Source organism: Microbacterium sp. SORGH_AS_0888 (assembly GCF_030818905.1).
In the GTDB taxonomy this organism is placed as follows: Bacteria; Actinomycetota; Actinomycetes; order Actinomycetales; family Microbacteriaceae; genus Microbacterium.
On the sequence record NZ_JAUTAZ010000001.1, the window covers coordinates 1,334,559 to 1,359,361 of the forward strand.

Annotated in this window: 25 protein-coding genes and 1 pseudogene; 12 read left to right on the forward strand and 14 right to left on the reverse strand. The window is 72.4% G+C overall.

The annotated features are described in order from the left end of the window. Window positions 1-7 precede the first annotated feature (7 nt). Window positions 8-949: an NADP-dependent oxidoreductase gene (locus QE381_RS06545; protein WP_307216548.1), complete on the forward strand. Its 942-nt coding sequence runs from the start codon at window positions 8-10 to the stop codon at window positions 947-949. Between the two features lie 240 nt (window positions 950-1,189). Here QE381_RS06545 and QE381_RS06550 read toward each other — a convergent pair whose 3' ends face one another. The 3 genes from QE381_RS06550 to QE381_RS06560 all read right to left on the reverse strand — a co-directional run bounded on the left by QE381_RS06550 (window position 1,190) and on the right by QE381_RS06560 (window position 4,443). Then, complete coding sequence (locus QE381_RS06550) at window positions 1,190-2,632, reverse strand: LLM class flavin-dependent oxidoreductase (RefSeq protein WP_307216550.1); 1,443 nt, start codon at window positions 2,630-2,632, stop codon at window positions 1,190-1,192. An 86-nt stretch (window positions 2,633-2,718) separates the two neighbouring features. Beyond that, entirely contained in the window at window positions 2,719-3,426 is a 708-nt protein-coding gene (locus QE381_RS06555) for an L-ribulose-5-phosphate 4-epimerase (protein WP_307216552.1), read from the reverse strand. 9 nt (window positions 3,427-3,435) lie between these two features. Continuing rightward, window positions 3,436-4,443 carry a LacI family DNA-binding transcriptional regulator gene (locus QE381_RS06560; RefSeq protein WP_307216554.1) on the reverse strand — a complete coding sequence of 336 codons (1,008 nt, stop codon included), beginning with the start codon at window positions 4,441-4,443 and terminating at the stop codon, window positions 3,436-3,438. A 91-nt stretch (window positions 4,444-4,534) separates the two neighbouring features. On the opposite strand from QE381_RS06560, the gene QE381_RS06565 reads away from it, so the two are divergent. After that, window positions 4,535-5,527, forward strand: coding sequence for a Gfo/Idh/MocA family protein (locus QE381_RS06565; protein ID WP_307216556.1), 993 nt, complete (start codon window positions 4,535-4,537; stop codon window positions 5,525-5,527). Between the two features lie 4 nt (window positions 5,528-5,531). On the opposite strand, the gene QE381_RS06570 is transcribed toward QE381_RS06565, so the two are convergent. Continuing rightward, on the reverse strand, window positions 5,532-5,894 hold the full coding sequence (locus QE381_RS06570) for a PLDc N-terminal domain-containing protein (RefSeq protein ID WP_307216558.1): 363 nt from the start codon (window positions 5,892-5,894) through the stop codon (window positions 5,532-5,534). A gap of 81 nt (window positions 5,895-5,975) precedes the next feature. Here QE381_RS06570 and QE381_RS06575 point away from each other — a divergent pair, with 81 nt between their 5' ends. Beyond that, on the forward strand, window positions 5,976-6,839 hold the full coding sequence (locus tag QE381_RS06575; RefSeq protein WP_307216560.1) for an NYN domain-containing protein: 864 nt from the start codon (window positions 5,976-5,978) through the stop codon (window positions 6,837-6,839). A gap of 44 nt (window positions 6,840-6,883) precedes the next feature. On the opposite strand, the gene QE381_RS06580 is transcribed toward QE381_RS06575, so the two are convergent. Further along, on the reverse strand, window positions 6,884-8,404 hold the full coding sequence (locus QE381_RS06580) for a CitMHS family transporter (RefSeq protein ID WP_307216562.1): 1,521 nt from the start codon (window positions 8,402-8,404) through the stop codon (window positions 6,884-6,886). Window positions 8,405-8,555: 151 nt separating this feature from the next. Here QE381_RS06580 and QE381_RS17830 point away from each other — a divergent pair. The 3 genes and pseudogenes from QE381_RS17830 to QE381_RS06595 form a co-directional block, all read left to right on the forward strand. Then, window positions 8,556-9,596 (forward strand): annotated as a pseudogene (locus QE381_RS17830) (histidine kinase); the annotation flags it as partial. Between the two features lie 364 nt (window positions 9,597-9,960). Beyond that, window positions 9,961-10,182 (forward strand): ATP-binding protein, encoded by a 222-nt coding sequence (locus QE381_RS06590; RefSeq protein ID WP_307220420.1) that lies wholly within the window; start codon window positions 9,961-9,963, stop codon window positions 10,180-10,182. Next, entirely contained in the window at window positions 10,179-10,832 is a 654-nt protein-coding gene (locus QE381_RS06595; RefSeq protein ID WP_307220422.1) for a response regulator, read from the forward strand. The genes QE381_RS06590 and QE381_RS06595 overlap by 4 nt, the downstream gene beginning before the upstream one ends. 9 nt (window positions 10,833-10,841) lie before the next feature. Here the strand turns inward: QE381_RS06595 and QE381_RS06600 are convergent, their stop codons facing one another. After that, entirely contained in the window at window positions 10,842-11,222 is a 381-nt protein-coding gene (locus QE381_RS06600; RefSeq protein ID WP_307216564.1) for a hypothetical protein, read from the reverse strand. Window positions 11,223-11,335: 113 nt separating this feature from the next. Here QE381_RS06600 and QE381_RS06605 point away from each other — a divergent pair, with 113 nt between their 5' ends. Further along, window positions 11,336-12,742 carry an MFS transporter gene (locus tag QE381_RS06605; RefSeq protein ID WP_307216566.1) on the forward strand — a complete coding sequence of 469 codons (1,407 nt, stop codon included), beginning with the start codon at window positions 11,336-11,338 and terminating at the stop codon, window positions 12,740-12,742. Between the two features lie 124 nt (window positions 12,743-12,866). Here QE381_RS06605 and QE381_RS06610 read toward each other — a convergent pair whose 3' ends face one another. From QE381_RS06610 to QE381_RS06620, 3 genes are all read right to left on the reverse strand, one after another. After that, window positions 12,867-13,265, reverse strand: coding sequence for a hypothetical protein (locus QE381_RS06610; protein WP_307216567.1), 399 nt, complete (start codon window positions 13,263-13,265; stop codon window positions 12,867-12,869). Continuing rightward, window positions 13,262-14,035: an LLM class flavin-dependent oxidoreductase gene (locus tag QE381_RS06615; RefSeq protein ID WP_307216569.1), complete on the reverse strand. Its 774-nt coding sequence runs from the start codon at window positions 14,033-14,035 to the stop codon at window positions 13,262-13,264. The genes QE381_RS06610 and QE381_RS06615 overlap by 4 nt, the downstream gene beginning before the upstream one ends. A 117-nt stretch (window positions 14,036-14,152) precedes the next feature. Next, complete coding sequence (locus tag QE381_RS06620) at window positions 14,153-16,702, reverse strand: ATP-dependent Clp protease ATP-binding subunit (protein ID WP_307216571.1); 2,550 nt, start codon at window positions 16,700-16,702, stop codon at window positions 14,153-14,155. A 240-nt stretch (window positions 16,703-16,942) separates the two neighbouring features. Between QE381_RS06620 and QE381_RS06625 the strand changes: the two genes are divergently transcribed. The 4 genes from QE381_RS06625 to QE381_RS06640 all read left to right on the forward strand — a co-directional run bounded on the left by QE381_RS06625 (window position 16,943) and on the right by QE381_RS06640 (window position 19,353). Continuing rightward, the gene (locus QE381_RS06625; RefSeq protein ID WP_307216573.1) at window positions 16,943-17,617 is read left to right on the forward strand and encodes an EI24 domain-containing protein; all 675 of its coding nucleotides are present in this window, start codon (window positions 16,943-16,945) and stop codon (window positions 17,615-17,617) included. A gap of 18 nt (window positions 17,618-17,635) precedes the next feature. Further along, complete coding sequence (locus QE381_RS06630; protein ID WP_307216575.1) at window positions 17,636-18,262, forward strand: TetR/AcrR family transcriptional regulator; 627 nt, start codon at window positions 17,636-17,638, stop codon at window positions 18,260-18,262. Beyond that, window positions 18,259-19,119: a 3-hydroxyacyl-CoA dehydrogenase gene (locus QE381_RS06635; protein WP_307216577.1), complete on the forward strand. Its 861-nt coding sequence runs from the start codon at window positions 18,259-18,261 to the stop codon at window positions 19,117-19,119. The genes QE381_RS06630 and QE381_RS06635 overlap by 4 nt, the downstream gene beginning before the upstream one ends. Before the next feature lie 78 nt (window positions 19,120-19,197). Beyond that, on the forward strand, window positions 19,198-19,353 hold the full coding sequence (locus tag QE381_RS06640) for a hypothetical protein (RefSeq protein WP_307216579.1): 156 nt from the start codon (window positions 19,198-19,200) through the stop codon (window positions 19,351-19,353). Window positions 19,354-19,390: 37 nt separating this feature from the next. Here QE381_RS06640 and QE381_RS06645 read toward each other — a convergent pair whose 3' ends face one another. From QE381_RS06645 to QE381_RS06655, 3 genes are all read right to left on the reverse strand, one after another. After that, window positions 19,391-19,855, reverse strand: a complete 465-nt coding sequence (locus QE381_RS06645) for a MarR family winged helix-turn-helix transcriptional regulator (RefSeq protein ID WP_307216581.1) — start codon at window positions 19,853-19,855, stop codon at window positions 19,391-19,393. 25 nt (window positions 19,856-19,880) lie between these two features. After that, on the reverse strand, window positions 19,881-21,857 hold the full coding sequence (gene acs, locus QE381_RS06650) for an acetate--CoA ligase (protein ID WP_307216583.1): 1,977 nt from the start codon (window positions 21,855-21,857) through the stop codon (window positions 19,881-19,883). 143 nt (window positions 21,858-22,000) lie between these two features. Then, window positions 22,001-22,354 (reverse strand): hypothetical protein, encoded by a 354-nt coding sequence (locus tag QE381_RS06655; RefSeq protein WP_307216585.1) that lies wholly within the window; start codon window positions 22,352-22,354, stop codon window positions 22,001-22,003. 39 nt (window positions 22,355-22,393) lie between these two features. Here QE381_RS06655 and QE381_RS06660 point away from each other — a divergent pair, with 39 nt between their 5' ends. Next, window positions 22,394-23,542, forward strand: a complete 1,149-nt coding sequence (locus QE381_RS06660) for a methyltransferase (RefSeq protein ID WP_307216587.1) — start codon at window positions 22,394-22,396, stop codon at window positions 23,540-23,542. A gap of 62 nt (window positions 23,543-23,604) precedes the next feature. Here QE381_RS06660 and QE381_RS06665 read toward each other — a convergent pair whose 3' ends face one another. Both QE381_RS06665 and QE381_RS06670 read right to left on the reverse strand, forming a co-directional pair. Continuing rightward, window positions 23,605-24,282: a hypothetical protein gene (locus QE381_RS06665; protein WP_307216589.1), complete on the reverse strand. Its 678-nt coding sequence runs from the start codon at window positions 24,280-24,282 to the stop codon at window positions 23,605-23,607. Between the two features lie 80 nt (window positions 24,283-24,362). Then, complete coding sequence (locus QE381_RS06670) at window positions 24,363-24,575, reverse strand: hypothetical protein (RefSeq protein WP_307216591.1); 213 nt, start codon at window positions 24,573-24,575, stop codon at window positions 24,363-24,365. Window positions 24,576-24,803: the final 228 nt, after the last annotated feature.

Here is a 24,803-nt window from a genome sequence, read left to right on the forward strand (position 1 = left end):
GATCGATATGAGCACCGCAATCGTCTACACCGCCTTCGGCGGGCCCGAGGTCCTCACCCTCGTCGACGTCGAGACACCGCAGCCGACCCCCGGGCACGTCCTCGTGCGCGTCGAGGCCGCGGGGGTCAACCCGATCGACGCGAAGCTCCGCGGCGGACGGCGCGCCTCGGCCGCCATCACGCATCCGCGACGCGTCGGCAATGACGGCGCCGGTGTGGTCACGGCCGTGGGAGAGGACGTCGACGGCTTCCGGCCGGGCGACGAGGTCGTCTTCTTCGGCACCTCCGGCACCTATGCGAGCGACGTCCTGGTGGATGCGGCCAAGCTCCACCATCGGGCACCGCAGGTCTCCGCCGCGGTCGGCGCAGCGATCGGCATCCCCGCCGGCACCGCCTACCAGTCGCTGCGCTCGCTGGACGTGCGCGCGGGCGACACCCTGCTCGTCCACGGCGGATCGGGCTCTGTCGGGCAGGCGGCGATCCAGTTCGCGGTGCTGTGGGGCGCGAAGGTCGTGGCCACCGCCTCGCCGAAGCGCTTCGACCGCGTCCGCGAGCTCGGCGCGACGCCCGTCGCCTACGGCGAGGGCCTCGCCGATCGCGTGCGCGAGGCCGCTCCCGACGGGGTCACGGTCGCGTTCGACGCCGCGGGCACCGACGAGGCGCTGGACGTCTCGCTCGAGCTCGTGGCCGACCGGTCCCGCATCGCGACGATCGTGCGGGGCGCGGATGCGGCGGGCCTCGGCATCCGCGCCTTCTCCGGCGGCAGCCCCGAGCCGCTCACGGCGCAGCAGAACGCCTGGCGGGCGGAGGCCGTGCCCGTGACCCTCGCGCTGCTGGCCGCGGACGCCTTCTCGGTCGAGCTCGGCCCGCAGCTGCCGCTCGCCGAGGCCGCCGAGGCGCACCGTCTGGTCGAGTCGCACGCCCCGGGCAAGATCACGCTGATCCCCTGATCCCCTGATCCCCTGATGCCTTGCCCCGGCACCCTGTGCCCTGTGTCCCTCCTCCCCGCACTCTCCGCTCCCCTCTCCTCCCCTGCATGTCCCACTTTGGACCGCTCGAGCGTTCGCTGAGCGGTCCAAAGTGGGACATGCAGGGTGGCGAAGTGGGACATGCAGGAGCCGCAGACCTCAGGAGGCGCAGACCGCAGGAGGCACGGGCCGCAGGAGGCGCAGGCCGCGGCGGGGTGAGGGTCAGGCCGGCTGAGCCGCGAAGTGATCGGCGATCTTCGAGGGAAGCGTGCCGTCGTCCGAGCTGGCGCCGTTCGTGAACGCCCCGCGGTACTGAGCGGCGGGATGCGTCGGCTCGACGCGCTTCTGCCCCTCGCCGTACAGCGACTCCCGCAGGGTCGTCCCCGCGTACTCGGTCTGAGCGCGACCCCGGCGCTGCAGCTCGGGCACGACGTAGTCCACCAGGTCCTCGAACGTGCCCGGCGTGATGGCGTACGCGAAGTTGAAGCCGTCGATGTCGCCCTCGTCGACCCAGCGCTCCAGCTCGTCGGCGACGGTCTCGGGGCCGCCGACGATGACGGGGCCCATGCCGCCGATCGAGCGCTGCTCGACGATGTCGGCGGGGGTCCATTGACGCTCCGGGTCGATCTTGGCGAGCGAGGCGAGCACCGAGCGCAGGGAGTCGTTCTCGACCTCCTCGAGCGGCTGGTCCGGGTCCCACTGCCCGAAGTCGATGCCGGTCCAGCCGCCGTAGAGCGCGAGCACGCCCTCGCCCGAGGCGTACGACAGGTACTCCTGGTACTTCGCCTGCGCCTCGGCATCCGTGGCGGCCGTGATGACCGTGACCAGCACGAAGATCTTCACGGAGTCGCGCGAGCGCCCCTCGGCCTCGGCGAGATCGCGGATGTCGGTCGCGATGGCGCGCGCCTGCTCCGGGTTCGCGGGGCTGATGAACACCCCCTCACCGTGCTTGGCGGCGAAGGTGCGACCGCGCGAGGAGGCGCCGGCCTGGAAGATGACGGGCGTGCGCTGCGGCGACGGCTCCGAGAGGTGGATGCCGGGAACCGTGTAGTACTTCCCCTGGTGTCCGATCGGGTGCACCTTGGTGGGGTCGGTGTAGACGCCGCGCTCACGATCGGCGACGACGGCGTCCTCCTCCCACGACCCCTCCCACAGCTTGTAGGTGACGTCGATGAACTCGTCGGCGAGGTCGTAGCGCTCGTCGTGGCCGATCTGCTGCGTGAGACCGAGGTTGACCGCCGCGGAGTTGAGGTAGCTCGTCACGACGTTCCACGCGACGCGGCCCTTCGTGAGGTGATCGAGGGTCGAGAACTTGCGGGCGAGCGCGTACGGCTGCTCATAGGTGAGCGCGGCGGTGACGCCGAAGCCGAGGTGCTCGGTCACGAGCGCCATCGCCGGCACCTGCAGGAACGGGTCGTTGACCGGCACCTGGTCGGCGTCGCGCAGCGCGGTCGCCGCCGAGCCGCGGTAGACGTCGTAGGTGCCGAGGACGTCGGCGATGAACAGCGAGTCGAACCGTCCGCGTTCGAGGAGCTTGGCGAGCTCGGTCCAGTACTCGAGGTCCTTGTACGTGACGGCCTTGCTCTCGGGATGCCGCCAGGTTCCCGCCGACTGGTGACTGATGCACGTCATGTCGAAGGCGTTGAGGATGATGCGCTTGACCATGCGGAGAGTGTCACACCCGGGCGGGCGCGACACCACTCCTGCGACTCACTCCGTCATACACGGCGCGCGGCGTCGCCGGCCGGGCGTCAGGACGGCTGGCCGTACACCGTCTGATAGCGCGTGAACAGCGCGTCGATCGCCTCCTGCGGGATCGGGACGAGCGGACCGCCCTGCTTCGCGATGTGCACCGTGCGGGCGACGTCCTCGAGCATCACGGCCGCCTTGACCGCATCCTTCGCGTCCGTGCCGATCGTGAAGGGGCCGTGGTTCTGCATGAGCACGGCGCGCGAGCGGTGGCCGCGCAGGGTCGCCACGATGCCGCGGCCGATCGAGTCGTCGCCGATGATCGCGAAGGGGCCGACGGGGATCGGGCCGCCGAACTCGTCGGCCATCGCCGTGATGACGCACGGGATCTCCTCGCCGCGGGCGGCCCAGGCGACGGCGTAGGTCGAGTGGGTGTGCACGACCCCGCCGACCTCGGGCATGTTGCGGTACACGTAGGCGTGCGCGGCCGTGTCGCTCGAGGGCGAGCGCTCACTCCCCGGCGTGCCGGGCACGACCGTGCCGTCGAGGTCGCACAGGATCATGTTCTCCGGCGTCAGCTCGTCGTAGGAGACCCCGCTCGGCTTGATGACGAAGAGGTCCGCGCCCGGCACGCGGCCCGACACGTTGCCGCCGGTCCACACGACCAGCCCGTACCGCACGAGCTCCGCGTGCAGCCGGGCGACGTCCGCGCGCACGCGCGCGATGGCCGCATCGATCTCGGACGCCGTCGACTCTTTGTGACCGTTCACATGGTGATACTAGCGGGGCGCCGTCGTCGACGCACGCACGATCAGCTCCGGCATGACGGCGCGCTCGGCGGCCGCCGCTCCCTCGGGGCCGAGCAGCACCTCCACGCACCGGCGACCGAGCTCAGCGAAGTCCTGGCGCACCGTCGTCAGCGGCGGCCAGAAGTGCGCGGCCTCCGGGATGTCGTCGAAGCCGACGACGCTGAGCTCGCCCGGCACGTCGCGTCCCGCCTCGTGGGCGGCGTGCAGCACGCCGAGCGCCATCTGATCGTTCGAGGAGAAGACGGCCGTCGCCTCGCCCGCGCGCAGGAGCTCCCGGCCGGCACGGTAGCCCGACTCGGCCGTCCAGTCGCCGACGACGGACGCCGCCGCGGTCAGGCCGTGCGCATCCAGCTCCGCCCCGAACCCGCGGATCCGGGCCTCGGCCTCGAACCAGCCGCCGGGACCGGCCAGGTGGGCGATGCGCCGATGGCCGAGCTCGATCAGGTGCGCGGTCGCGCGCCGCGCACCTGCCACCTGGTCGACGAACAGCGCCTGGCGCGCGTCCACCGCGGTGTTCTGCAGCGTCACGACGGGGATGTCGAGGCGCTGGGCCGCGAGGAGACGGGCGACCTGCTCCTGCGGCGCGACCACGACCAGCCCCTCGACCGACTGCGCCAGCAGGTGCGCGATCGCGCGCGTGATCGAGTCCGGGTCTCCCGGCTCGACGTTGACGGTGCCGACCCAGTAGCCGCGCTCCCGCGCCGCTGCCTCGATCGCCGCGATCGCGGATGCGGGGCCGTACTCCGTGCTCGACGCGGAGAGGATGCCGAGCGTCTGCGACCTGCTCGTCACGAGCGCACGTGCCGCCCGACTCGGCCGGTACCGCAGCTCGGCCATGACGCCGAGCACTCGCTCGCGGGTCTCGGGCCGGATGCTCGGGTGGTCGTTGATGACGCGCGAGACCGTCTGATGCGACACTCCCGCCAGGCGGGCGACATCCCGGATGCTCGGGCGCCTGCCCGTCGCCGCGTCGCTCATCCACCACTCTCCCGCGCGACGGCCGATCGGCGGGTCGCTGTCGTCATTATGCCCCGCGCCCCCGGGCCGCTCCGACGGCTACGGTGGAGACGTGACCCAAAAGCCCGCCGGACTGCGCTGGGGCGTGCTCGCCACCGGCGGCATCGCGCACGCCTTCACCTCCGACCTCCGGACGGCGGGTCTCGACGTCCGCGCCGTCGGCTCCCGCTCCGCCCGATCCGCCGAGGCCTTCGCCGCCGAGTTCGGCATCGCCAACGCCCACGGCTCCTACGAGGCGCTCGTCGCCGACCCCGAGGTCGACATCGTCTACGTCGCGACGCCGCATCCGGCGCATGCCGAGAACGCGCTCGCCGCGATCGCGGCGGGAAAGCACGTCCTCGTCGAGAAGCCGTTCACCCTCACCGGCGAGGAGGCGGCTCGCGTCGCGGACGCGGCCGCCGGGGCCGGCGTGCTCGCGATGGAGGCCATGTGGACGCGCTACCTGCCGCACATGGCACGCATCCGCGAGCTGCTCGCGGACGGAGCGCTCGGCGAGGTGCGCACGGTCTTCGCCGATCACACGCAGCGGATCTCGACGGACCCCGCGCACCGGCTGAACGCGCTCGAGCTCGGCGGCGGCGCGCTGCTGGACCTCGGCATCTATCCGGTCTCGTTCGCCTGGGACGTGCTGGGCGCGCCCGAGACCGTCACGGCGCGGGCAAGGCTCGCCGAGACGGGCGCCGACGCCGAGGTCGCCACGATCATGACGCACACCGGCGGCGCGCTCTCGACCTCGATCTCGTCGTCCCGCGCCGCGGGACCCAACACGGCCCACGTCGTGGGGACCGAGGCCCGCATCGACATCGACCGGGTCTGGTACTGCCCCACCTCGTTCCGGCTGCTCGGCCCCGACGGAACGGTGCTCGAGGATCACGTCTCGCGCGTGGACGGCCGCGGGATGCAGTTCCAGGCGCTCGCCGCCGAACGCCTGATCGCAGCGGGCGCGATCGACTCCGACGTCCTTCCGCTCGCCGAGTCGGTGGCCATCATGCGCACGCTCGACACGGTGCGCGAGCAGATCGGGCTGCGCTACCCGCAGGAATGAGCGCTCAGGCGTCCTCGTCGCGCTGCGCACGCCGGCGCGCGAGCTCGGCGCGCAGCCGCTCCTCCTCGATCTCGCGTTCGAGGTCGGCCAGCTGCTGCTCCGTCGTCCGGGTGTCACGGGTCGGCGGCGGGGCGGGCTCCGACGCCCACGGCGCGAACGGCGGCGGCGAGGGGCGGGTCACGGATCGCGCCGGCCACTCCCGCCCGAGCACGAACCAGAGCACGCTGCCGATGAACGGCAGCAGGACCACCAGCAGGATCCAGACGACCTTGGGCATGTAGCGCACCATGCCCTCGTCGCGCGTGATGATGTCGATGATCGCGACGACCATGAGCACGAGCACGATGAGCGAGAGGACGACCGGCATGCCGAGATCCTAGGGGATCGCTATGCCCGACGAGCCGCGTATCTGCAGGAGGTGGACAACCCCACCTGCGACACTGGTCTCATGGCTGGCACCTCGGATCCGCGCGTCGCGGTCTACCTCGACTTCGACAACATCGTGATGAGCTGGTACGACCGCGTGCACGGCCGCAACGGCTACTCACGGGACCGCCAGCGCATCGCCGAGAATCCGGCCGATCCCGAGATCGCCGCCAAGCTCGCGGCGGCGACGGTCGATGTCGGTGCGATCATCGACTACGCCACGTCGTTCGGCACGCTCGTGCTCACGCGTGCGTACGCCGACTGGTCGTCGCCCGTGAACGCCGAGTACCGCACGCAGCTCGTGTCCCGCGCGGTCGACCTCGTCCAGCTGTTCCCGGCGGCCGCCTATGCGAAGAACGGCGCCGACATCCGGCTCGCCGTCGACGCGGTCGAGGACATGTTCCGCCTGCCCGACCTGACGCACGTCGTCATCGTGGCGGGGGACTCCGACTACGTGCCGCTCGCGCAGCGCTGCCGGCGGCTGGGGCGCTTCGTCGTCGGGGTGGGCGTGGCCGGATCCACGGCGAAGTCGCTCGCGGCGGCCTGCGACCGCTTCGACGCCTACGACTCGCTGCCGGGCGTCTCCTCGCCCGAGAAGGCGAAGAAGGATGCGGCGGAGCAGCGGCCCCGCGCCCGCAAACGCTCCGTCGACCCGGCGGCCGACCTCCTCGAGCGGGCGCTGCGGCTGGAGAACGACAAGGACCCGTCGCAGTGGCAGCACGCCTCGGCCGTCAAGAGCCTCATCACGCGGCTCGATCCCTCGTTCAGCGAGAAGGCGCTCGGGCACCGCAGCTTCAGCGACTTCGTGGCCGCGCATCCCGACATCGCGGAGATGGACGACACCGACAACATCGTGCGCATCCGGCTGGTCGAGTCGAAGCGCTGAGTCCGCTCCGGTCCCCGCGACCGATCGCGGGGGCCGGAGCGAGCTCACACCGCCAGCGGGACGGCGCCGAACAGCACTCCGACGGCCAGCATCACGAGCGAGACGATCGCGGCACGCCACAGCACCTTCTTGTGGTGGTCGCCGAGGTTCACCCCGGCGAGCGAGACGAGCAGCAGGATGGCCGGGACGAGCGGGCTCTGCAGATGGACCGGCTGACCCGTGATCGAGGCGCGCGCCATCTCGACGGGCTGGATGCCGTAGGCGGTCGCGCTCTCGGCGAGGATCGGCAGGATGCCGAAGTAGAACGCGTCGTTGGACATGAAGAACGTGAACGGGATCGACAGCACGCCCGTGATGACCGCCATGAACGGGCCGAGGGAGTCGGGGATCACCTGCGTGACCCAGTTCGCCATCGCCGCCACCATCCCGGTGCCGTTCAGGACGCCCACGAGCACACCCGCCGCGAGCACCATCGAGACCACGCCGACGATGCTGGGCGCATGGGCGACGATCTCATCGGCCTGCGACTTGAGCTTCGGGAAGTTGATCACGAGCGCGAGCGCGGCCCCCACCATGAACACGAAGGCGAGGGGGAACAGGTCGAGCACGAGCAGCACCATGACCGCGAGCGTCAGCACCAGGTTGACCCAGATGAGACGCGGTCGCAGCGTCGGCCGGTTCGGGTCGAGCATCGTGTCGGCCATGGCCGTGTCGGCCGTGTCGACGAGATCCGCCGCCGCGATCGCCGAGCGACCGCCGCGGACCGTGACGAGGTTGCCCGTCGCGAGCGTGGCCATCGCGCCCGGCTTGCGCTCGGCGCCGCGGAAGAGCCTGGGCCCGCGCAGCGGCCCCTCCCCCTCGCTCAGCCGGGCGGTGTCGACCCGGCCGGCGAGCCGCCGGCGCTCGGCGAGTCCCAGCATCCATGCGAACAGGAGCGAGACGACGATGCCCGCAGCGAGCGAGGGCAGCATCGGCACGAACACGTCCGTGGGCTGGAGGCCCAGCGCGGTCGCCGCGCGCACGGTCGGGCCGCCCCACGGCACGATGTTCATCGTGCCGTTCATGAGACCGGCGACGCAGGTGAGGACGACCGGGCTCATGCCCAGGCGCAGGTAGATCGGCAGCAGGGCGGATGTCGTGATGATGAAGGTCGTCGAGCCGTCGCCGTCGAGCGAGACCGCGCCGGCGAGGATCGCGGTGCCGACGACGACCTTGGCCGGATCGTCGCCCAGCAGCCGCGTGATGAGGCGGATCAGCGGGTCGAACAGGCCGACGTCGATCATGATCCCGAAGTACATGATCGCGAACATCAGCAGCGCCGCCGTGGGGGCCATGCTGCCGATCGCGTCGAGCACCATGTCGCCGAGGCCGAGCCCGGCGCCGGCGAACAGACCGAACACGGCCGGCACCGTGATGAGGGCGACCATCGGCGTCAGGCGGCGCGTCATGATCAGCGCCATGAACACGAGGATCATGGCGAACCCGAGCACGACCAGCACGCCTTCCGGCGGCACGAAGGCGACCGTGTCCTCGGTCGCCGTGGCGGGGATGAGCAACGGCTGCATCTCGACTCCTTCGTCGCGGCGTCGTCGGGACGCCCGCAGGTGGTTGCCGCGACACTAGGCGGCGATCGGGCCGGCACGCGCGGTATCCCGCATTGCGATGCGTTGTGCGCGTAGCGTGGGTTTCGCGCATTCTGCGCAGATGGGAGCGCGCATGCGGTTCTCGACACGGACCCTCCTCGTGCAGGTCGCCGTCCAGATCGGGGCGGTCGCGGTCTGCGCCGCCGTGTTCGCCTGGCTCGGCGTCCAGCAGCTGCGCGCCGAGGCCGACTCGGCGGCGCTGAGCATCGCCCGCACGGTCGCGGAGTCGCCGCAGGTGCGCGAGCTGGTCGCCGACTTCTCGGCCGATCCGGGCACTCCCGATGCCGCACAGCTGCGGGCCGGGGCGCTGCAGGCCTACGCGAGCCAGGTGACGGCGCGCACCTCTGGCCTGTTCGTCGTCATCACGGACGACCACGGCATCCGATTGGCGCACCCGGATCCCGTACGGCTGGGCGAGGTGGTCAGCACGAGCTTCGAGGAGGCGCTGAGCGGGCGCGAGGTCGTGACGTGGGAGACGGGCACGCTCGGCGAGTCGGCTCGCGCGAAGGTGCCGGTGTACCCGCCCGGCGGCGGCGCCCCGGTGGGTGAGGTGAGCGTGGGCTTCGAGCGGGCCAGCGTTTTCGACGACCTGCCGGCGCTGCTCGGGGGGATCGGCGTCGCGGTCGTGGCGTCGGTCGCGATCGGGCTGCTCGCCGCCCAGCTCTCCCGGCGACGCCTGGAGCGCGTGACCCTCGGCCTGCAGCCGGAGGACCTCGTGGCGCTCGTGCAGACCCAGGCCGCGGTCCTGGAGGGGTCGGGGGACGGCGTGGTCGCGGTCGACGACGACGGCGTCGTGCGGGTGTGCACCGCCGCCGCGGCGGCGATGCTCGGCGTCACGGATGCGGTCGGCCGCCCCCTCGCCCGGCTCGCCCTCGCGCCAGCCGCCCTCGACGCGCTCCGCGGCGGCGCCGCAGGAGGCGTCGTTCTCGGCGACCGCCTGGTCTACGTCGACGTGCGACCGGTCCATCGCGGAGGGCGTTCGCTCGGCACGGTCGCGGTGCTCCGCGACCGCACGGACCTCCTCGCGCTCGCGGAGCGGCTCGAGAGCGTCCGGACCATGAGCGACGCGCTGCGCGCACAGCGGCACGAGTACGCCAACCGCCTGCACGCCGCCGCCGGGCTCATCGACGCGGGACGAAGCGCCGAGGCGCGTGAGTTCATCGGCGAGCTCGCCGACCGCGGCTCGATCGACTACGCCGTCCCGGGCATCTCGCTCGTCTCGGATGCGTTCCTCCAGTCGTTCCTCGGCGCCAAGGCCGTGACGGCGTCCGAACGCGGCGTGTCGCTGCGCGTCGGGGAGGAGACCTTCCTCGGCGGCCGCGTCGAGGACGTCGAGGATGCCGTCGCGGTGCTCGGCAACCTGGTCGACAACGCGATCGTCGCGGCCGCGGGCGGGTCCGCCCCGCGCTGGGTCGAGGTGACGCTCCTCGACGACGGGCGACGCGCTCGTGGTCACGGTCGCCGACTCCGGGCCCGGGGTGTCGGCGCCCGACCGGGTCTTCGCGCGGCGGTCGCCCGGCGAGGCTCCCCCGTCAGCCGTGCACGGGCTCGGCATCGGCCTGCCGCTGTCGCGCGAGCTGGCCCGCCGCCGTGGCGGCGAGGTCTGGCTCATCGACGCCGCCGGAGCGGGCGCGGGCGCCGTCTTCGGCGCCCGGCTGCCGGGCTGCATCCGCCCCGCTCACCGACAGGAGGACACATGACCGAGATCCGCGTCCTGATCGTGGACGACGACTTCCGCGTCGGCGGCATCCACCGGGATGTCGTCGCCTCGCGTCCCGGCTTCGCCCCGCTGCCCCCGGTGCGCACCGCGGCGGAGGCGCTGGCGGCGCTGCGGGACGAGCGCCCCGACCTGCTCCTCGCGGACGTCTACCTGCCGGACGGGGACGGGATCGAGCTGGTCCGCGCGGCCGACGCGGACGCGTTCGTGCTGTCGGCGGCGACCGATGCCGCCACGGTCCGCCGCGCCTTCCGCGCCGGAGCCCTCGCCTACCTCGTCAAGCCCTTCGCGACCGAGGGTCTGATCGCACGCCTCGACCGCTACGCGCGCTACCGCAACCTGCTCGCCACGTCGCGGCCGCTCGGCCAGGAGGAGATCGACCGGGCGCTCGCGGTGCTCCGCGACGCCGACGACACCGCGAGCCTCTCGCGCTCGGTCACCGCTCGGACCGTGCTGCGAGCGCTCGGCGACGCCGAGGCGTCGGCATCCGAGGTCGCAGAGCGGGCGGGCGTGTCACGCGCGACGGCGCAGCGGCACCTCACGGCGCTCGCGGGGCGAGGCCTCGTGCAGGTCACGCTCCGGTACGGCTCGACCGGCCGCCCTGAGCACCGTTTCCGCGCGCTCCGGCACTGAGCACCGGCCTCAGCGACGCGTGCTCCACACCGCCCACGCCACGAGCACCGGCTGCAGGAACAGGCGGACGAGCCGCTTCACGTCGGTGTCGAGGCCGAAGCCGTCGCGACGGTGTGTGAACTGCGCCCAGTTGCCGGGGAGGACCGCGACGAAGAAGGCGGCGAGCACGGCTCCGGCGAGTCGTCGCCGCCGACGGCACGCCACGAGCGAGACCCCCAGCGCCACCTCGACGACGCCCGAGGCCAGCACGACCCCGTCCTCGTCGAGCGGCGCGATCCGCGTCGTCCACTCCGGCACCTGGGCGCGGAACTCTCGGCGCGCCCAGGTGAGATGACCGATCCCCGCGAACACCATGGCGGCGGCCAGCAGCCACCGTGCGAACGTCCTCATCCCCCGATTCCACCGCGGCGCCGCGCTTTTGTCGAGGGCTGGACGCCGCATCCGCCTTCCGTTCTCCGAACACGATGTCCGCCGGGCGCCGTCGCTCGTGGTGGGATGGCGGGATGGGCACACGCATCGACGGAGTGGGACTGCGATCGGCGCGGGGCCCGGTGCTGCTGTCGATCATGCTGTCGACGTTCCTCATCGCGATCGACTCGACGATCCTGTCGACCGCCGTGCCCACGATCGTGCGCGAGCTCGGCGGGTTCGATCAGTTCCCATGGCTTTTCTCGGTGTACCTGCTCGCTCAGGCGGCCACGGTCCCCGTGTACGGGAAGCTCGCCGACACCTTCGGGCGCAAGCCCGTCATGGTCGTCGGGATCGGCGTCTTCCTCCTCGGCTCTGTGCTGTGCGCGCTCGCGGGCAGCATGGTCTGGCTCATCGCGTTCCGGGCGCTGCAGGGCGTCGGGGCGGGGGCCATCATGCCCACCGCGCTCACGATCGCCGGCGACATCTACACGGTCCGGGAGCGGGCGAGGGCACAGGGCTACCTCGCGACGGTCTGGGCGGTGGCGTCCGTGGCCGGGCCCACCCTCGGCGGGCTGTTCGCGCAGTTCGTGAGCTGGCGCTGGATCTTCTGGGTCAACGTGCCGATCGGCGTGCTCGCCCTCTGGCTGCTCTGGCGCGCGTACCGCGAGGACTTCGCCCGGCGCCCGCGCCGCATCGACTACGCCGGCGCGGTGCTGCTGACCGGAACGCTCGTGCTGCTCGTGCTGGGCGTGCTCGAGGGCGGGGATGCCTGGGGATGGATGTCGTGGCCGTCGCTCGCGGTGTTCGGCTCCGGTCTCGTGCTGCTCCTCGCGTTCCTGTGGGCGGAGCGGCGTGCGGAGGATCCGATCCTCGCCCCGTGGCTGCTTCGGCGACGCATCGTCTCCACGAGCACGCTGGCGGCGCTCCTGATCGGCGTGGTCATGATGGGCCTCGTGTCCTTCGTGCCGCCCTTCCTCGAGGATGCGGCAGGAGCCGCTCCCATCGTGTCCGGGCTGGCACTGGCGACGCTGACGCTCGGCTGGCCCGTGACCGCGTCGCTCGCGGGGCTCTTCTACCTGCGGATCGGGTTCCGGCGCACCGCGCTCATCGGCGCCGTCGTCACGATCGCCGGCACCGCGCTCGTGGCCGGGCTCGCCTTCGCGGCCTCGGTGCCGCTCACGGCCCTCGGGTGCTTCGTCGTGGGGCTCGGACTGGGGCTGGTCGCGAACCCGACCCTCATCGCCGCCCAGTCCAGCGTGGTCCAGCACGAACGCGGCGTCGTCTCGGGGGCGAACGCGCTCGCCCGCTCCGTCGGCGGCGCGGGCGGGGTCGCGGTGTTCGGTGCGATCGCCAACGCCGTCATCGCCGCGTCGGGCGACGGGGCGGCCCTCCACGCGGGGGCGAGCGCCGTGTTCGCGGGCATCGTGATCGCGGCCGTGGCGTTGTTCGGCGCCTGCCTGCTGCTGCCCACGGTGCCGATCCAGGACGAGCCGGCCTGACGATCGCCGTCCTCATCCCGCCGGCGCAGCACCAGGCCGGCGGGGAGGGCTCGCGCGCCGGCGCCGCCCTCCATCCGATCCCGGACCGCCCACCGCCTCGCGCCGGACTCCCGCCGCGGCAGGCTCAGGACGTGCGCCGGCCTGTGCAGGTCAGCGCCCAGGCGACCAGCAGCGGCTGCAGGAAGAGCCGGATGAGGCGAGCCCGATCGGTGCGCAGGCCCGGCGCCGACCGACCCGTGCGCCACTGGTGCACGTTACCGGGGAAGACCACGACGAAGAACGCTGCGATCGCCGCGCCCACCCGACGGCGCTCGCGCGGCAGGGCGACGACGGCGGCGCCCAGGCCGATCTCGACGACGCCCGAGACGACCACGATCGTGTCCGCGTCCGTGCGCAGGAGGCGCGTCGCCCAGTCGGGCACGACGATGCGATAGCCGCGACGGCCCCACGTCAGGTGCGAGACGCCCGCCGCGACCAGCAGGAGCGCGAGCAGCCAGCGGCCGACCACGGCGGCGGCGCTCATGCGAGGGCCTGCGCGGCTCGGTCGATGAACTCGCGATAGGCCGGGAGCGTCTCCTCCGCGACGATCGCGCGCAGCACGACCTCGTCCACGGCCTCACGATAGGCCGCGAGACCCGCCGCCACGTCGCCGTCGTCGGCGGTGAGCACGGTGTCGCCGGGGGCGATGCCGAGCCGGGCGAAGTTGGCCGCGTACTGCGGGTAGGATCCGTACCGAGCGGCCTCCTCGCGGAGGCGAGCGCCGCCGTCGGGGTCGAACGCCGTGCGCACGTAGAGCGCGGCGACGGCTCCGGCCCGCGCCTCGCGCGCCTCGGCCGCCTGGGCCGCGGCGACGCCGGGGGTCAGCCAGCTGAGCAGGACGCCGTCGGCGTCCTCGGCGCCGAGCCGCCGCATCCGGGGGCCCAGCGCGCCGACCAGGATGCGGAACCCGCCCGCCGCGCGCAGCGTCCGGATGCCGTCGGCGACGCACGCGAGCGCACCTCGGCGAAGCGCCCCGGAGCCGATGCCGAGGGTCAGGCGGCTCGCGGGGACCGCCGGACCGATCTCGCCCGGGAGCGACGCCGCCGGGCGACGGTCCAGCGGAAGCACGCCCGTGGACAGCCCGAGGCGGGAGGTGACGGCCGCAGCCGCCGCGAGGCGCACGAGGGCGTCACCGTCCGGCGTGTCGTTGACCCAGAGGGCGTGCAGGCCCGCGTCCTCGGCGGCGCGGGCGATGCCCGCCACGAGGTCGGGTGCGAGGGTGCCGGCGATGCCGAGCGAGACGGATGCGGTCATGGTCCCAGCCTGCACCCTCGCGACGCGAGGGTGCGCATAACTCAGGCGATCCGGCCGGATCCGGCGCATCCGCGCCGACCGAGCCTGAATCTGCCTGAGTTATGCGCACTGGCCGGGTTACGCCGCGGACGCGAACGCCGCGACCGGGGTCACCGCGAGCTCCCCGCCGGCGACGTCGACGCTCACCGCGCCGCCGTCGGCCAGCTCACCGCGCACGAGCAGATCGGCGATGCGGTCGTCGACCCGGCGCTGGATGAGCCGACGGAGCGGCCGTGCACCGTACTCCGGCTCGTAACCGTGCTCCGCGAGCCACGCCTCGGCGGCGGGCGTCACCTCGAGCCGGATCTCCCGGTTCGCGAGACGGGCGCGCGTCCCATCCAGCAGCAGACCGACGATCCGGCCGAGCTGGGCCGCGTCCAGCTTGCGGAACAGCACGATCTCATCGATCCGGTTGAGGAACTCGGGTCGCATCGCCTCCCGCAGCCGTCCGAAGACGCGGTCGCGCAGGTCCTTCTCCGAGCCGAAGCCGGTCGCTCCGCCGCCGTCGGCGATGAAGCCGATGGCACCCGAGCGCGAGGCCAGCAGATCCCCGCCGATGTTGCTCGTCATGATGATGACGGTGTTGCGGAAATCGACCGTTCGCCCCTGGCCGTCCGTGAGACGGCCGTCGTCGAGCACTTGCAGCAGGAGGGTGAACACGTCCGGGTGTGCCTTCTCGATCTCGTCGAAGAGCACGACCGAGTAGGGGTTGCGGCGCACGCGCTCGGTCAGCTGGCCCGCCTCGTCGTAGCCGACGTATCCGGGAGGGGCGCCGACGAGCCGCGAGACCGTGTGGCGCTCGCCGAACTCGCTCATGTCGAAGCGCACGATGGCGTTCTCATCGTCGAACAGCGACTGTGCGAGAGCCTTCGCGAGCTCGGTCTTGCCCACGCCCGTCGGGCCGAGGAAGAGGAACGAGCCGACGGGTCGACGGGGGTCTCCCATCCCGGTCCGGTTGCGGCGCACGGCCGTCGCGACGGCTTCGACCGCCTCGTCCTGACCGATGACACGCGCGTGGAGCTCGCCTTCCAGGCCGGCCAGCCGCATCCGCTCGGACTCCGTGAGCCGGGTCGCGGGGATGCCCGTGGCGCGGCTGACGACCTCGGCGATCTGGCTCTCGTCCACGATCGCCTCGCCCCGAGCCGCCGTACCCCGCGCGCTCGCCTCCTCCAGGCGCGCCTGGACCTCGGTGATCGCGTCACGGATGCGGGACGCGTCCTCGTAGCGCTCCGCGGCCACGGCCGCGTTCTTCTCGCTCTCGAGGGTGGCGAGCCGCGTGAGGAGCGCATCGGTGTCGACGGCGACGCCGAGGCGCAGCCGCAGCCGGGCCCCCGCCTGGTCGATCAGGTCGATGGCCTTGTCCGGCAGCACGCGCTCGGTGAGGTACCGGTCGCTGAGCTCGACGGCCGCACGCAGCGCCTCGTCCGTGTAGGTGACGCGGTGGTGCTCCTCGTAGGCGCCGCGCAGGCCCTGCAGGATCGCGACGGCGTCCTCGATCGAGGGCTCGCCGACGCGCACCGGCTGGAACCGCCGCTCGAGGGCGGCGTCCTTCTCGATCGTGCGGTACTCGGCGAGGGTCGTGGCCCCCACGAGGTGCAGGTCTCCGCGCGCGAGGCGCGGCTTCAGGATGTTGCCGGCATCCATCGCGCCCTCGCCGCCGGCTCCCGCCCCGACGACCGTGTGGACCTCGTCGATGAAGACGACGAGCTCGCCCTTCTGCGCCGCGATCTCGTCCATGGTCTTCGTCAGCCGCTCCTCGAAGTCGCCGCGGTAGCGCGCCCCGGCGAGCATGGCGGGCAGGTCGAGCGAGACGACCCTCGTGTCGCGCAGCTGCTCCGGCACGGCCTCCGCCACGATCGCGCGGGCCAGGCCCTCGACGATCGCGGTCTTGCCGACGCCGGCCTCGCCGATCAGCACCGGGTTGTTCTTGGTGCGACGGCTGAGGATCTCGATCGTCTGCTCGATCTCGGCGTCACGGCCGATGACGGGGTCGAGCTCACCGGCTCGGGCACGCGCCGTGAGGTCGGTGCCGTAGCGGTCGAGCATCGGCGTCGTCGACTCGGGCTCGGCGGCGGCGGGCTCTCCGTCGGGGGTCACGGTCTCCCGGACGCCCTGGGTGAGCGCCTCCGCCGTGACGCCCGCCTGGTTGAGGATCTGCCCCGCCGGGGCGTCCTGCGCCAGCACGAGCGCGAAGAAGAGGTGTTCCGGGTCGACGTAGGTCGATCCGGACGAGCGCGCCACCTGGAACGCGTGGAACAGGGCGCGCTGCACGGACGGCGTGACGACCGCGCCGTCCACCTCCGCGCGGGCGGATGCGGCGGGAAGCCGCTCCTCGACGGCGCGGACGATCCGTGCCGGGTCGGCCCCGATGCGGGTCACGGCCTCGCGGACGGGAGCCGCGCCGACGAGCTCGTGGAGCACGTGGAGCGCGTCGAGCTCGTGCTGGCCGCGCTCGAGCGCGTAGCGCCCGGCCGCCTGCAGGATCTCCTGCGTGCGGGCACCGAGGAAACGCCCGATGTCCACGGAACGGGACGCGCGGGCGCGCTCGCCCTCGAGGTAACGGGCGAGGAACTCGTCGAACGCGCGCTGACCGTCGGTGCCGTCGGCGGGCGTGAAGTCTTCGGGCATGGAATCTCCTGAGTGAATCTGAGTCGATGCGTGTCAAGTTTACGAACTTGATGCCACACGTATCAAGTTCAACGCCGATGCCCACGGGGTATTCCCGGCTACGCTCGGTGCGAGCCGAGCAGCCGAGGACGCCCATGACCGAGAACGCCCATCCGAACGACGGCCCCCTTCGCGAGCTCCTCCGCGGAGCCGCGTTGCTGCTGCGCGGCTTCGGCGGGTTGGGGCGTGCGCCCCGGTCTCATGGCACTGGGCCTCCTCCCCGCGGCGATCGTGAGCCTCGTCCTCGGCGCCGGGCTGATCGCCTTGGGCGCGAGCCTGCCCGCACTGACGGATGCGGTCACGCCGTTCGCCGACGGCTGGCCCGGCGTCTGGGCGGTGCTCCTGCGGGTGACGCTGGGGGCTGCGATCTTCGGAGCGGCGCTCGCCCTGGTGGCCGTCACCTTCACGGCGCTCACCCTCATGGTCGGCGAGCCCTTCTACGACCGCATCTGGCGGGCCACGGAGGAGCGCCTCACCGGCGCCGTCCCCGCCGAGGGCACCGGCTTCTGGCGTGGCGTCGCCGACGCGCTCTCGCTCGTCGCGCGGGGCGCGGGGGTCGGCGTCGTGTGCTTCCTCATCGGACTCGTCCCCCTCGTGGGAGGCGTGGCGGCGGCCGTCGTGGGCGTGGCCTGGACGGGCTGGCTCCTCGCGGACGAGCTGACCTCCCGCGCACTGACCGCTCGCGGCATCGACCGCCGCGGACGACGACGGCTGCTGCGCAGCGCCCGTCCGCGCACGCTCGGGTTCGGCATCGCGACCCAGCTGTTCTTCCTCGTGCCGCTGGGCGCCGTGGTGACCATGCCGGCGGCCGTCGTCGGCGCAACGGCGCTCGCGGTCCGTCTCGCGGAAAAACGGAGTACGCTCATAAATAAGTGAGCTTTCAGGAGGCGCAGGATGACCCCGTCAGGACGACGCGAGCGCACGACGCGCGAGCGGCGCGAACGGATCCTCGCCGCCGCGGGCGAGCTCTTCGACGAACGGGGCTACGACGCCGTCACGACCGCGGAGATCGCGGAGCGCGCCGACATCTCGCACGCCACGCTGTTCCGCTACGCGGCGACCAAGAGCGAGCTGCTGCTCCTGGCCGGCAACGCGTGGTTCCGCGACGCCCTCGACGAGGGTGCGCGTCGCGCGCGCGACCGGAGCAGCGTGCGCGACCGCCTGTGGGCGCTCCTCTCCCCCCTGGTCGACGACCCGACCGGGCTCACCCGGGTGGCGACCTACCAGCGCCACGCGGTCGCCGGCAGCGCCGCGAGCCCGCACGCGAGCACCGCACGCGAGCTCGTGGCGGAGCTGGTCGCGCGCATCGCCGACATCCTCCGCGAGGACACCCCCGCACCCCCCGCCGCGGAGCCCGACCCGGCTCTCGCCGCGGCGCACGCCGTGTACGCGACGGTCCATCTCGCGATCCTCGAGGCGGACCTCGAGGGCACGGACCTCCTCCCGCTGCTGACCCCGCAGCTGGACATCGTCATCCGCGGCCACCACGCCGCGGCCACAGAGGAAAGAAGAGAAGAATGAACACCTTCACGACCGTCACGGTGCTCGGCACCGGCGTGCTCGGATCGCAGATCGCGTTCCAGACCGCATACGCCGGCTTCGACGTCGTCGCATGGGATGTCGACGACGCCGCGATCGCGTCCGCCCGCGCGCGCTTCGCCGAGCTCGCGAAGACCTACGCCGCCGAGGTGGCGGGTGCGGCCGACGGGCGCGCGGACGCCGCGCTCGAGCGCATCCGCACCACCACCGATCTCGCCGACGCGACCGCGGACGCGGACCTCGTGATCGAGGCCGTCCCGGAGAACCCCGAGATCAAGAAGGACGTCTGGGCCAGAGTGGGCGCCGCGGCACCCGCCAAGACGATCTTCGCCACGAACTCCTCGACGCTGCTGCCGAGCGCGTTCATGGACGCCTCGGGCCGGCCGGACCGATTCCTCGCCCTGCACTACGCCAACCACATCTGGGCGCAGAACACGGCGGAGATCATGGGCACCCCGAAGACCTCGCCGGAGGTGTACGCCCGTGTGGTCGCGTTCGCGAAGGAGCAGGGCATGGTGCCGATCGAGCTCAAGAAGGAACAGCCCGGCTACGTGCTGAACTCGCTCCTCGTGCCCCTGCTGAACGCCGCCTCCGCCCTGTGGGTCGACGATGTCGCCGACATCGAGACGATCGACAAGACCTGGCGGATCGGCACGGGCGCCCCGCTCGGCCCGTTCCAGATCTTCGACATCGTGGGCCTCGTGACCGCCTACAACATCTCCCTCATGGGCGATGAGACGAGCAGGCGCTTCGCCGCGCGCCTCAAGAGCGAGTACCTCGATCAGGGCAAGCTCGGCACCTCGAGCGGAGCCGGCTTCTACACCTATCCCCAGAAGTGACGCCTCGGCCGGCGCCCGATGTCACCGACGGGCGCCGGCACCGACTATCCTGGTGGAAGTCTTCGCCGAAGGAGCCCCATGCTGTACGTCGTCTCCCTGCTGCTGTTCCTGCTCGGGATCTTCTCGTTCGGCATCGCGTTCGCCGTCCCAGGCTTCCAGGCGATCATCTTCGTCGGCGGCATCCTGCTCATCTCGCTCGCGATGGCGCTGCCGATCCACCTCAAGGCCAAGTAGCCGATCCTCCGGCCGGATCGCTGACCACAGAAAAGCTTCAGTCTAACTGAAGGTTTTCTCCGAACGGCTCCTCGTGCAGACCCCTCAGGGCATCCGACAGCTGCGGGAGACCGGCGGCGAAGATCCCGTCCAGCCGCGCCAGCTGCGCATCCGCCTCGTCGAGGGTGCGCGCTCCCTTGTCGGTCACGCGCAGATCGGATGCCGCCCCGGCATGCGCCGTGCCGTCGTGCACGAGGCCGTCGGCCACGAGCGACTTCACCGCCGTGTGGGCCGTCTGCACCGTGATCTGCGAGCGGCGCGCCAGCTCGGAGAACGAGATCCCCGGGGTGGCACGCACGTGCGCGAGCAGCCCGTACTTGCGCGTCGTGAGCCCGAGGCCGCGCAACGCCGCGTTCAGCTGACCGTCCCACACCGAGGCGATCGTCAGCAGTGACACCACCGGGCTGAACGGCGGTCTCCGGCTCACCGCGGTCGGCGGGGCCTGCGTCTCGTGCTGCTGCATCCCTTCATCGTAGCCAGGGCACGGCTCAGCGGCCGAGAACCCCCGCGACGACCTCCGCGATCCGCGGGGGGACCGTCTCGTCCTGCAGCGACGTCGTGTCCCCGAGCGGCCGCCCGTCGACGAGGTCGACGAGCAGCCGGCGCATGATCTTGCCGCTGCGGGTCTTGGGAAGATCCGGCACGACGAACACCTGGCGCGGCTGCGCGACCGGCCCGATCACCGCGCGCACGTGCGCGCGGAGCTCCGCCGGATCGCAGGCGCCCGTCACGAACGCGGCGATCGCCTGGCCGGTCAGCTGATCGGCCACGCCGACGACCGCCGCCTCGCCCACGGAGGGATGCGAGACCAGCGCGGACTCGATCTCGATCGTGGAGAGCCGGTGGCCCGAGACGTTGATGACGTCGTCGACCCGTCCGAGCACCCAGAGATCCCCGTCGGCGTCGAGCTTCGCGCCGTCGCCGGCGAGGAAGTAGCCCTGCTCGGCGAAGCGCTTCCAGTACGAGTCGCGATAGCGCTCCGGATTGCCCCACACCGTGCGGGACATCCCCGGCCACGTCCCCTCGACCACGAGCAGGCCGCCGCCGCCGGGGCCGACGTCCCGCCCCTCGGCATCGACGACCTTGACGCTCAGCCCCGGCAGGGCCGTCAGCGCGGAGCCCGGCTTGAGCGTCGAGACCCCGGGAAGCGGTGCCGCGATCGCCGCTCCGGTCTCGGACTGCCACCAGGTGTCGACGATCGGGGTCTCGCCCCGCCCGAGGTGGGTGTGGAACCACACCCACGCCTCGGGGTTGATCGCCTCCCCCACCGTGCCGAGCAGCCGCAGGGCAGACAGGTCGAAACGCTCCGGCGGCCCGTCGGGGAACCGGCTCATGAGCGAGCGGATCAGGGTCGGGGCCGTGTAGTAGGTCGTGACGCCGTAGCGTTCGAGGATCTCGAAGTGACGCTCCCACGTGGGTGTGTCGGGCGTGCCCTCGTAGAGCACGCTCGTCATGCCGTTCAGCAACGGGCCGTAGGTCTCGTAGCTGTGAGCGGTGACCCAGGCGAGATCGGCCGTGCACCAGTAGACGTCGGTCTCGGGCTTCGCGTCGAACACGGCCCAGTAGGTCCACGCGACGTGGGTGAGCCAGCCGCCGGTCGTGTGCACGAGGCCCTTGGGCTTTCCGGTCGTGCCGCTCGTGTAGATGATGAACAGCGGCGTCTCGGCGTCGAACGCCTCCGCCTCGTGGACGTCGGACGCGGTGTCCACGACGTCGTGCCACCAGATGTCCCGCCCCGGCGTCCAGGCGATGTCGGAGCCGGTGCGACGGATGACGAGCACGTGCTCGACGCTGTCCACCCCCTCGACGGCGGCATCCGCCTGCGCCTTGACCGGAACGGCCTGGCCGCGGCGGAACTGCCCGTCGGTCGTGACGAGGAGCTTCGCACCGGTGTCCTCGACGCGGAAACGCACGGCCTCGGCCGAGAACCCGCCGAACACGAGCGAGTGGATCGCCCCGATGCGAGCGGCCGCGAGCTGGATGACGACGGTCTCGATCAGCACCGGCAGATAGACGACGATGCGGTCGCCCTTCTCGATGCCGAGCGCGGTGAGGGCGTTGGCGGCGCGCGCGACCTCCCGCTGCAGCTCGGCGTAGGTGATCGAGCGACGGTCGCCCGGCTCGCCCTCGAAGTGGAAGGCGACGCGGTCTCCGTGCCCGGCCGCGACGTGCCGATCGACCGCGTTCACGGAGGCGTTGAGCCGCCCGCCGTCGAACCAGCGGGCCTCGGGCACGCTTTCGCCGTCGGTGGGGGTCCAGCTGTGCGCCGTGTGCCAGGGCGAGGCCCAGTCGAGCACGTCGGCGCGGTGCGTCCAGAAGGTCTCCGGGTCGCCGCCCGCGCGCTCGATCCATTCGCGCCGCAGCCACTCCTCGGTGACGTTGGCTCGCGCCGCGAAGCCGGCGGGAGGCGGGAAGGTGCGCCGTTCGTCGAGGAGGCTGTGGATGGTGTCGTCGTGGCTGGGCATGCGCGTGCTGCTTCCGAGAAGGGCGGTGGGATCAAGCATCCGCCCCGTGCCCTCGTCCCGCAAAAACGAATGACCGTCTGTGACGGCTATCGTCGTCGCGTCCGCGACGGCGCGGCTGGCCTGGCCGGGTCGCGCCTGCGCGCTCAGGCCCGGCGGAGCTCGGCGGGCGCAGGGAAGGGCAGGCGGATGCGCTGGAGCGTCGCGCCGACGGCGGCGGCCGCCCCGAAGTCGTCCGTGACGATGTCGACGTGGTCGGCGGTGACCTCGGAGATCCGCACGGGACGCGGCGTCCCGTCGGTGTGCGGGTAGAGCCAGCGCTCCGCGAGGAAGCCGATGCCGAGAGCGTCGAGGGTCTCCTCCGCCGTGAGCCAGTCGACCGGCTCGCCGACCGTGCGCCCGAGGCGGTCGTGCACCACGAAGGCGTCGTCGACGGGCTCGATCCAGCCGACCGTCTCGCCGTCGGGTCGCGTGTGCGGGATCCAGGTGTCGGGCAGCATGTCTCCACGGTATCCGCCCGCAGCGGCTAGCGTGGCGGGGTGGAGTTCGCGTTCGAGACGTTGCGACGCGCACCCGATGTCGAGGGGCCGGGGCTCGCCGCCTTCGACACGGCCGACCGCCTGCTGCTCGACGAGTCGGCGAGCGCTCGCGGCACGCTGGACGCGGGTGCGCTGGCGGTCATCGGCGACACGCACGGCGCGCTGACGCTGGCATCCGCGGATGCCGGGGCCCGCGGCATCCGCGTGCATCAGGACGCGCTGACCGGTGAGCGGGCGCTCGCCCGGAACGCGGCGGCGCTCGGGCTCGAGGACGCGTTCACCTCCCTGCCGCTCGGGGTCGAGCTGCTGCGGGGCGCGAAGGTCGTCCTGCTGCGGCTGCCGCGGTCGCTCGATGCGCTCGACGACATGGCGACGATGATCGCGGCGCACGCCGACCCGGAGGTGATCGTCTTCGCGGGCGGACGGCTCAAGCACATGGCGGTCTCGATGAACGAGGTCCTGCGGCGCCGGTTCGCCCGCCTCGACGTGACGCACGCGCGGCAGAAGTCGCGCGTGCTCGTCGCCCGCGTCCCGCTTCCGACTCCCCGGGCGCCCCTCGCACCGCGCTCTGCGCGCATCGCGCTGCCGGAGCGTGGCGAACACCTCCCGGCGGAGCAGATCGTGCTCTGCGCCCACGGCGGAGTGTTCGCCGGCGCGACGCTCGACATCGGCACGCGGATGCTGCTGGCCCATCTGCCGGCCGACCTTCCGGCCGGCGGCCCGCTCGTCGACTTCGCGTGCGGCACCGGGGTCGTGGGGACGACGCTGGCCCTGCGGAACCCCGACCGCCGGGTGCACGCGTCCGATGTGTCGGCCGCCGCCTGCGCGTCGGCCCGGGCCACGGCCGCGGCCAACGGCGTCGCGGACCGTGTCACGGTCGCGCAGGACGACCTGCTGCACGTCCTCCCGGACGGCTCGACCGGCTTCGTCGCGCTCAACCCGCCGTTCCACTCCGGGGCGGCCGTGACCGACGCGATCGCGGCGCGCATGTTCGCCGACGCCGCCCGCGCTCTGCGACCGGGCGGCGAGCTGTGGACCGTGTGGAACTCTCCGTTGCGTTACCGCGCCGCGCTCGAACGCCTCGTGGGGCCGACGCGACAGGTCGCACGCGATCCGAAGTTCACCCTCACGGTCTCCACCCGCCACTGAGCCCGGCCCGCCGGTGGTCCGCTCGGCCGCGGCAGGCATCGGATCAGGCGCCGGGACGCCGATCAGCCCGTCAGCCCGCGTGGCGGAGCCTCCGGGAGGGCGAGGAGCTTCTTCTGCTGAGCACGTATCGCCACGACGAGGCCCCCGAGCCCCGCGCAGCACAGGCCTCCGATCACCCCGAGCCAGCCCACGCCGCGGATCGCCCCGTCGTCGGAGCCGTGCCCGAGGAACACGAGCACGGCGCCGACGACGATCGCCGCGGCGCCCAGGGCGAACACCGAGACCCCGAGCACCCGGAACACCCGGAGCACGGACGGGGCATGGAAGGTCGGGCGCAGGCCCGCCCGCGAATCGGTGTAGTTCGCCCACCGCGCGCCGGTCCACCACCGCGAGACGGAGGACGAGAGGCGGTACCAGCCGGCTCCGTCCGCCTCCGCCTCACCCGGCAGAGGACGCACGACATCGGGCGCAACGGGCGCCGTCGACGGCGCGGGGATCCGTCGAACGCGCGTGGACGGAACGGCGGTGGCGAACCACATCGCGGGGAGCACGAGAAGAGGGAGCTGGAAGCCGCCGAGCACGAGGAAGACGATCCCCGCCGCCCAGGCCAGGGCGGGGGGCTCCGTCATCCACCAGTCGACACCCGGAACGCCGTCCTTCACGCGCAGGCCGGTCCAGTGCCGGCCGTCCCACCAGCGCACGGGCCCGCCCGCGTTCTCGTACCAGCCCGGTGATGCCATCAGCGGACCCAGCTCTCGTACATCGGCGTCACGCCTCCGACGTTAGCGCGACACAACCGACCGGGACCGCGACTCACGGGTCATCGGTTGAGGTTCTTGCGCGCCTTCTCGATCATCTTGCGCGCCTGCTTGGCGCGGCGACGACGGGCCTTCTTGGCCTCGGGGCTCGTCCACAGCCGCTCCAGCTGGTGCCGGAGGTCCTCGTAGTCCTTGCCGCGCGACTTCGCCGACTCGACCCCCACCAGGTAGGCGGCGACGGCGACCACCAGGAGGATCAGAATGTTCTTGCGCATGGGAGTTCCCTTCCTCTGTGTCGACTCATGACCGACGGACGCGGAGAGCGTCCACAGGTGAGACGTGTCGACTCCGGGAAATGTCACACATCGCGTCGCGCGCGTCATCCGGTTGACGGCGACGGACGAGCCGGATACGCGCCCCACGACCGAAACACGATCGTTTCGACCGGAAACACGACCGCTATCTGGTCGTCGTCATATCGAAACACAGCGGGGCTCTACTGG

What these genes read in the sequence shown, in the direction of transcription:
- QE381_RS06545 (WP_307216548.1), top strand. Translation starts at nt 8, where the DNA reads ATGAGCACCGCAATCGTCTACACCGCCTTCGGCGGGCCCGAGGTCCTC.
- QE381_RS06550 (WP_307216550.1), bottom strand. Translation starts at nt 2,632, where the DNA reads ATGGTCAAGCGCATCATCCTCAACGCCTTCGACATGACGTGCATCAGT.
- QE381_RS06560 (WP_307216554.1), bottom strand. Translation starts at nt 4,443, where the DNA reads ATGAGCGACGCGGCGACGGGCAGGCGCCCGAGCATCCGGGATGTCGCC.
- QE381_RS06570 (WP_307216558.1), bottom strand. Translation starts at nt 5,894, where the DNA reads ATGCCGGTCGTCCTCTCGCTCATCGTGCTCGTGCTCATGGTCGTCGCG.
- QE381_RS06575 (WP_307216560.1), top strand. Translation starts at nt 5,976, where the DNA reads ATGGCTGGCACCTCGGATCCGCGCGTCGCGGTCTACCTCGACTTCGAC.
- QE381_RS06580 (WP_307216562.1), bottom strand. Translation starts at nt 8,404, where the DNA reads ATGCAGCCGTTGCTCATCCCCGCCACGGCGACCGAGGACACGGTCGCC.
- QE381_RS06595 (WP_307220422.1), top strand. Translation starts at nt 10,179, where the DNA reads ATGACCGAGATCCGCGTCCTGATCGTGGACGACGACTTCCGCGTCGGC.
- QE381_RS06600 (WP_307216564.1), bottom strand. Translation starts at nt 11,222, where the DNA reads ATGAGGACGTTCGCACGGTGGCTGCTGGCCGCCGCCATGGTGTTCGCG.
- QE381_RS06605 (WP_307216566.1), top strand. Translation starts at nt 11,336, where the DNA reads ATGGGCACACGCATCGACGGAGTGGGACTGCGATCGGCGCGGGGCCCG.
- QE381_RS06610 (WP_307216567.1), bottom strand. Translation starts at nt 13,265, where the DNA reads ATGAGCGCCGCCGCCGTGGTCGGCCGCTGGCTGCTCGCGCTCCTGCTG.
- QE381_RS06615 (WP_307216569.1), bottom strand. Translation starts at nt 14,035, where the DNA reads ATGACCGCATCCGTCTCGCTCGGCATCGCCGGCACCCTCGCACCCGAC.
- QE381_RS06620 (WP_307216571.1), bottom strand. Translation starts at nt 16,702, where the DNA reads ATGCCCGAAGACTTCACGCCCGCCGACGGCACCGACGGTCAGCGCGCG.
- QE381_RS06625 (WP_307216573.1), top strand. Translation starts at nt 16,943, where the DNA reads ATGGCACTGGGCCTCCTCCCCGCGGCGATCGTGAGCCTCGTCCTCGGC.
- QE381_RS06630 (WP_307216575.1), top strand. Translation starts at nt 17,636, where the DNA reads ATGACCCCGTCAGGACGACGCGAGCGCACGACGCGCGAGCGGCGCGAA.
- QE381_RS06635 (WP_307216577.1), top strand. Translation starts at nt 18,259, where the DNA reads ATGAACACCTTCACGACCGTCACGGTGCTCGGCACCGGCGTGCTCGGA.
- QE381_RS06640 (WP_307216579.1), top strand. Translation starts at nt 19,198, where the DNA reads ATGCTGTACGTCGTCTCCCTGCTGCTGTTCCTGCTCGGGATCTTCTCG.
- QE381_RS06645 (WP_307216581.1), bottom strand. Translation starts at nt 19,855, where the DNA reads ATGCAGCAGCACGAGACGCAGGCCCCGCCGACCGCGGTGAGCCGGAGA.
- acs (WP_307216583.1), bottom strand. Translation starts at nt 21,857, where the DNA reads ATGCCCAGCCACGACGACACCATCCACAGCCTCCTCGACGAACGGCGC.
- QE381_RS06655 (WP_307216585.1), bottom strand. Translation starts at nt 22,354, where the DNA reads ATGCTGCCCGACACCTGGATCCCGCACACGCGACCCGACGGCGAGACG.
- QE381_RS06665 (WP_307216589.1), bottom strand. Translation starts at nt 24,282, where the DNA reads ATGGCATCACCGGGCTGGTACGAGAACGCGGGCGGGCCCGTGCGCTGG.
- QE381_RS06670 (WP_307216591.1), bottom strand. Translation starts at nt 24,575, where the DNA reads ATGCGCAAGAACATTCTGATCCTCCTGGTGGTCGCCGTCGCCGCCTAC.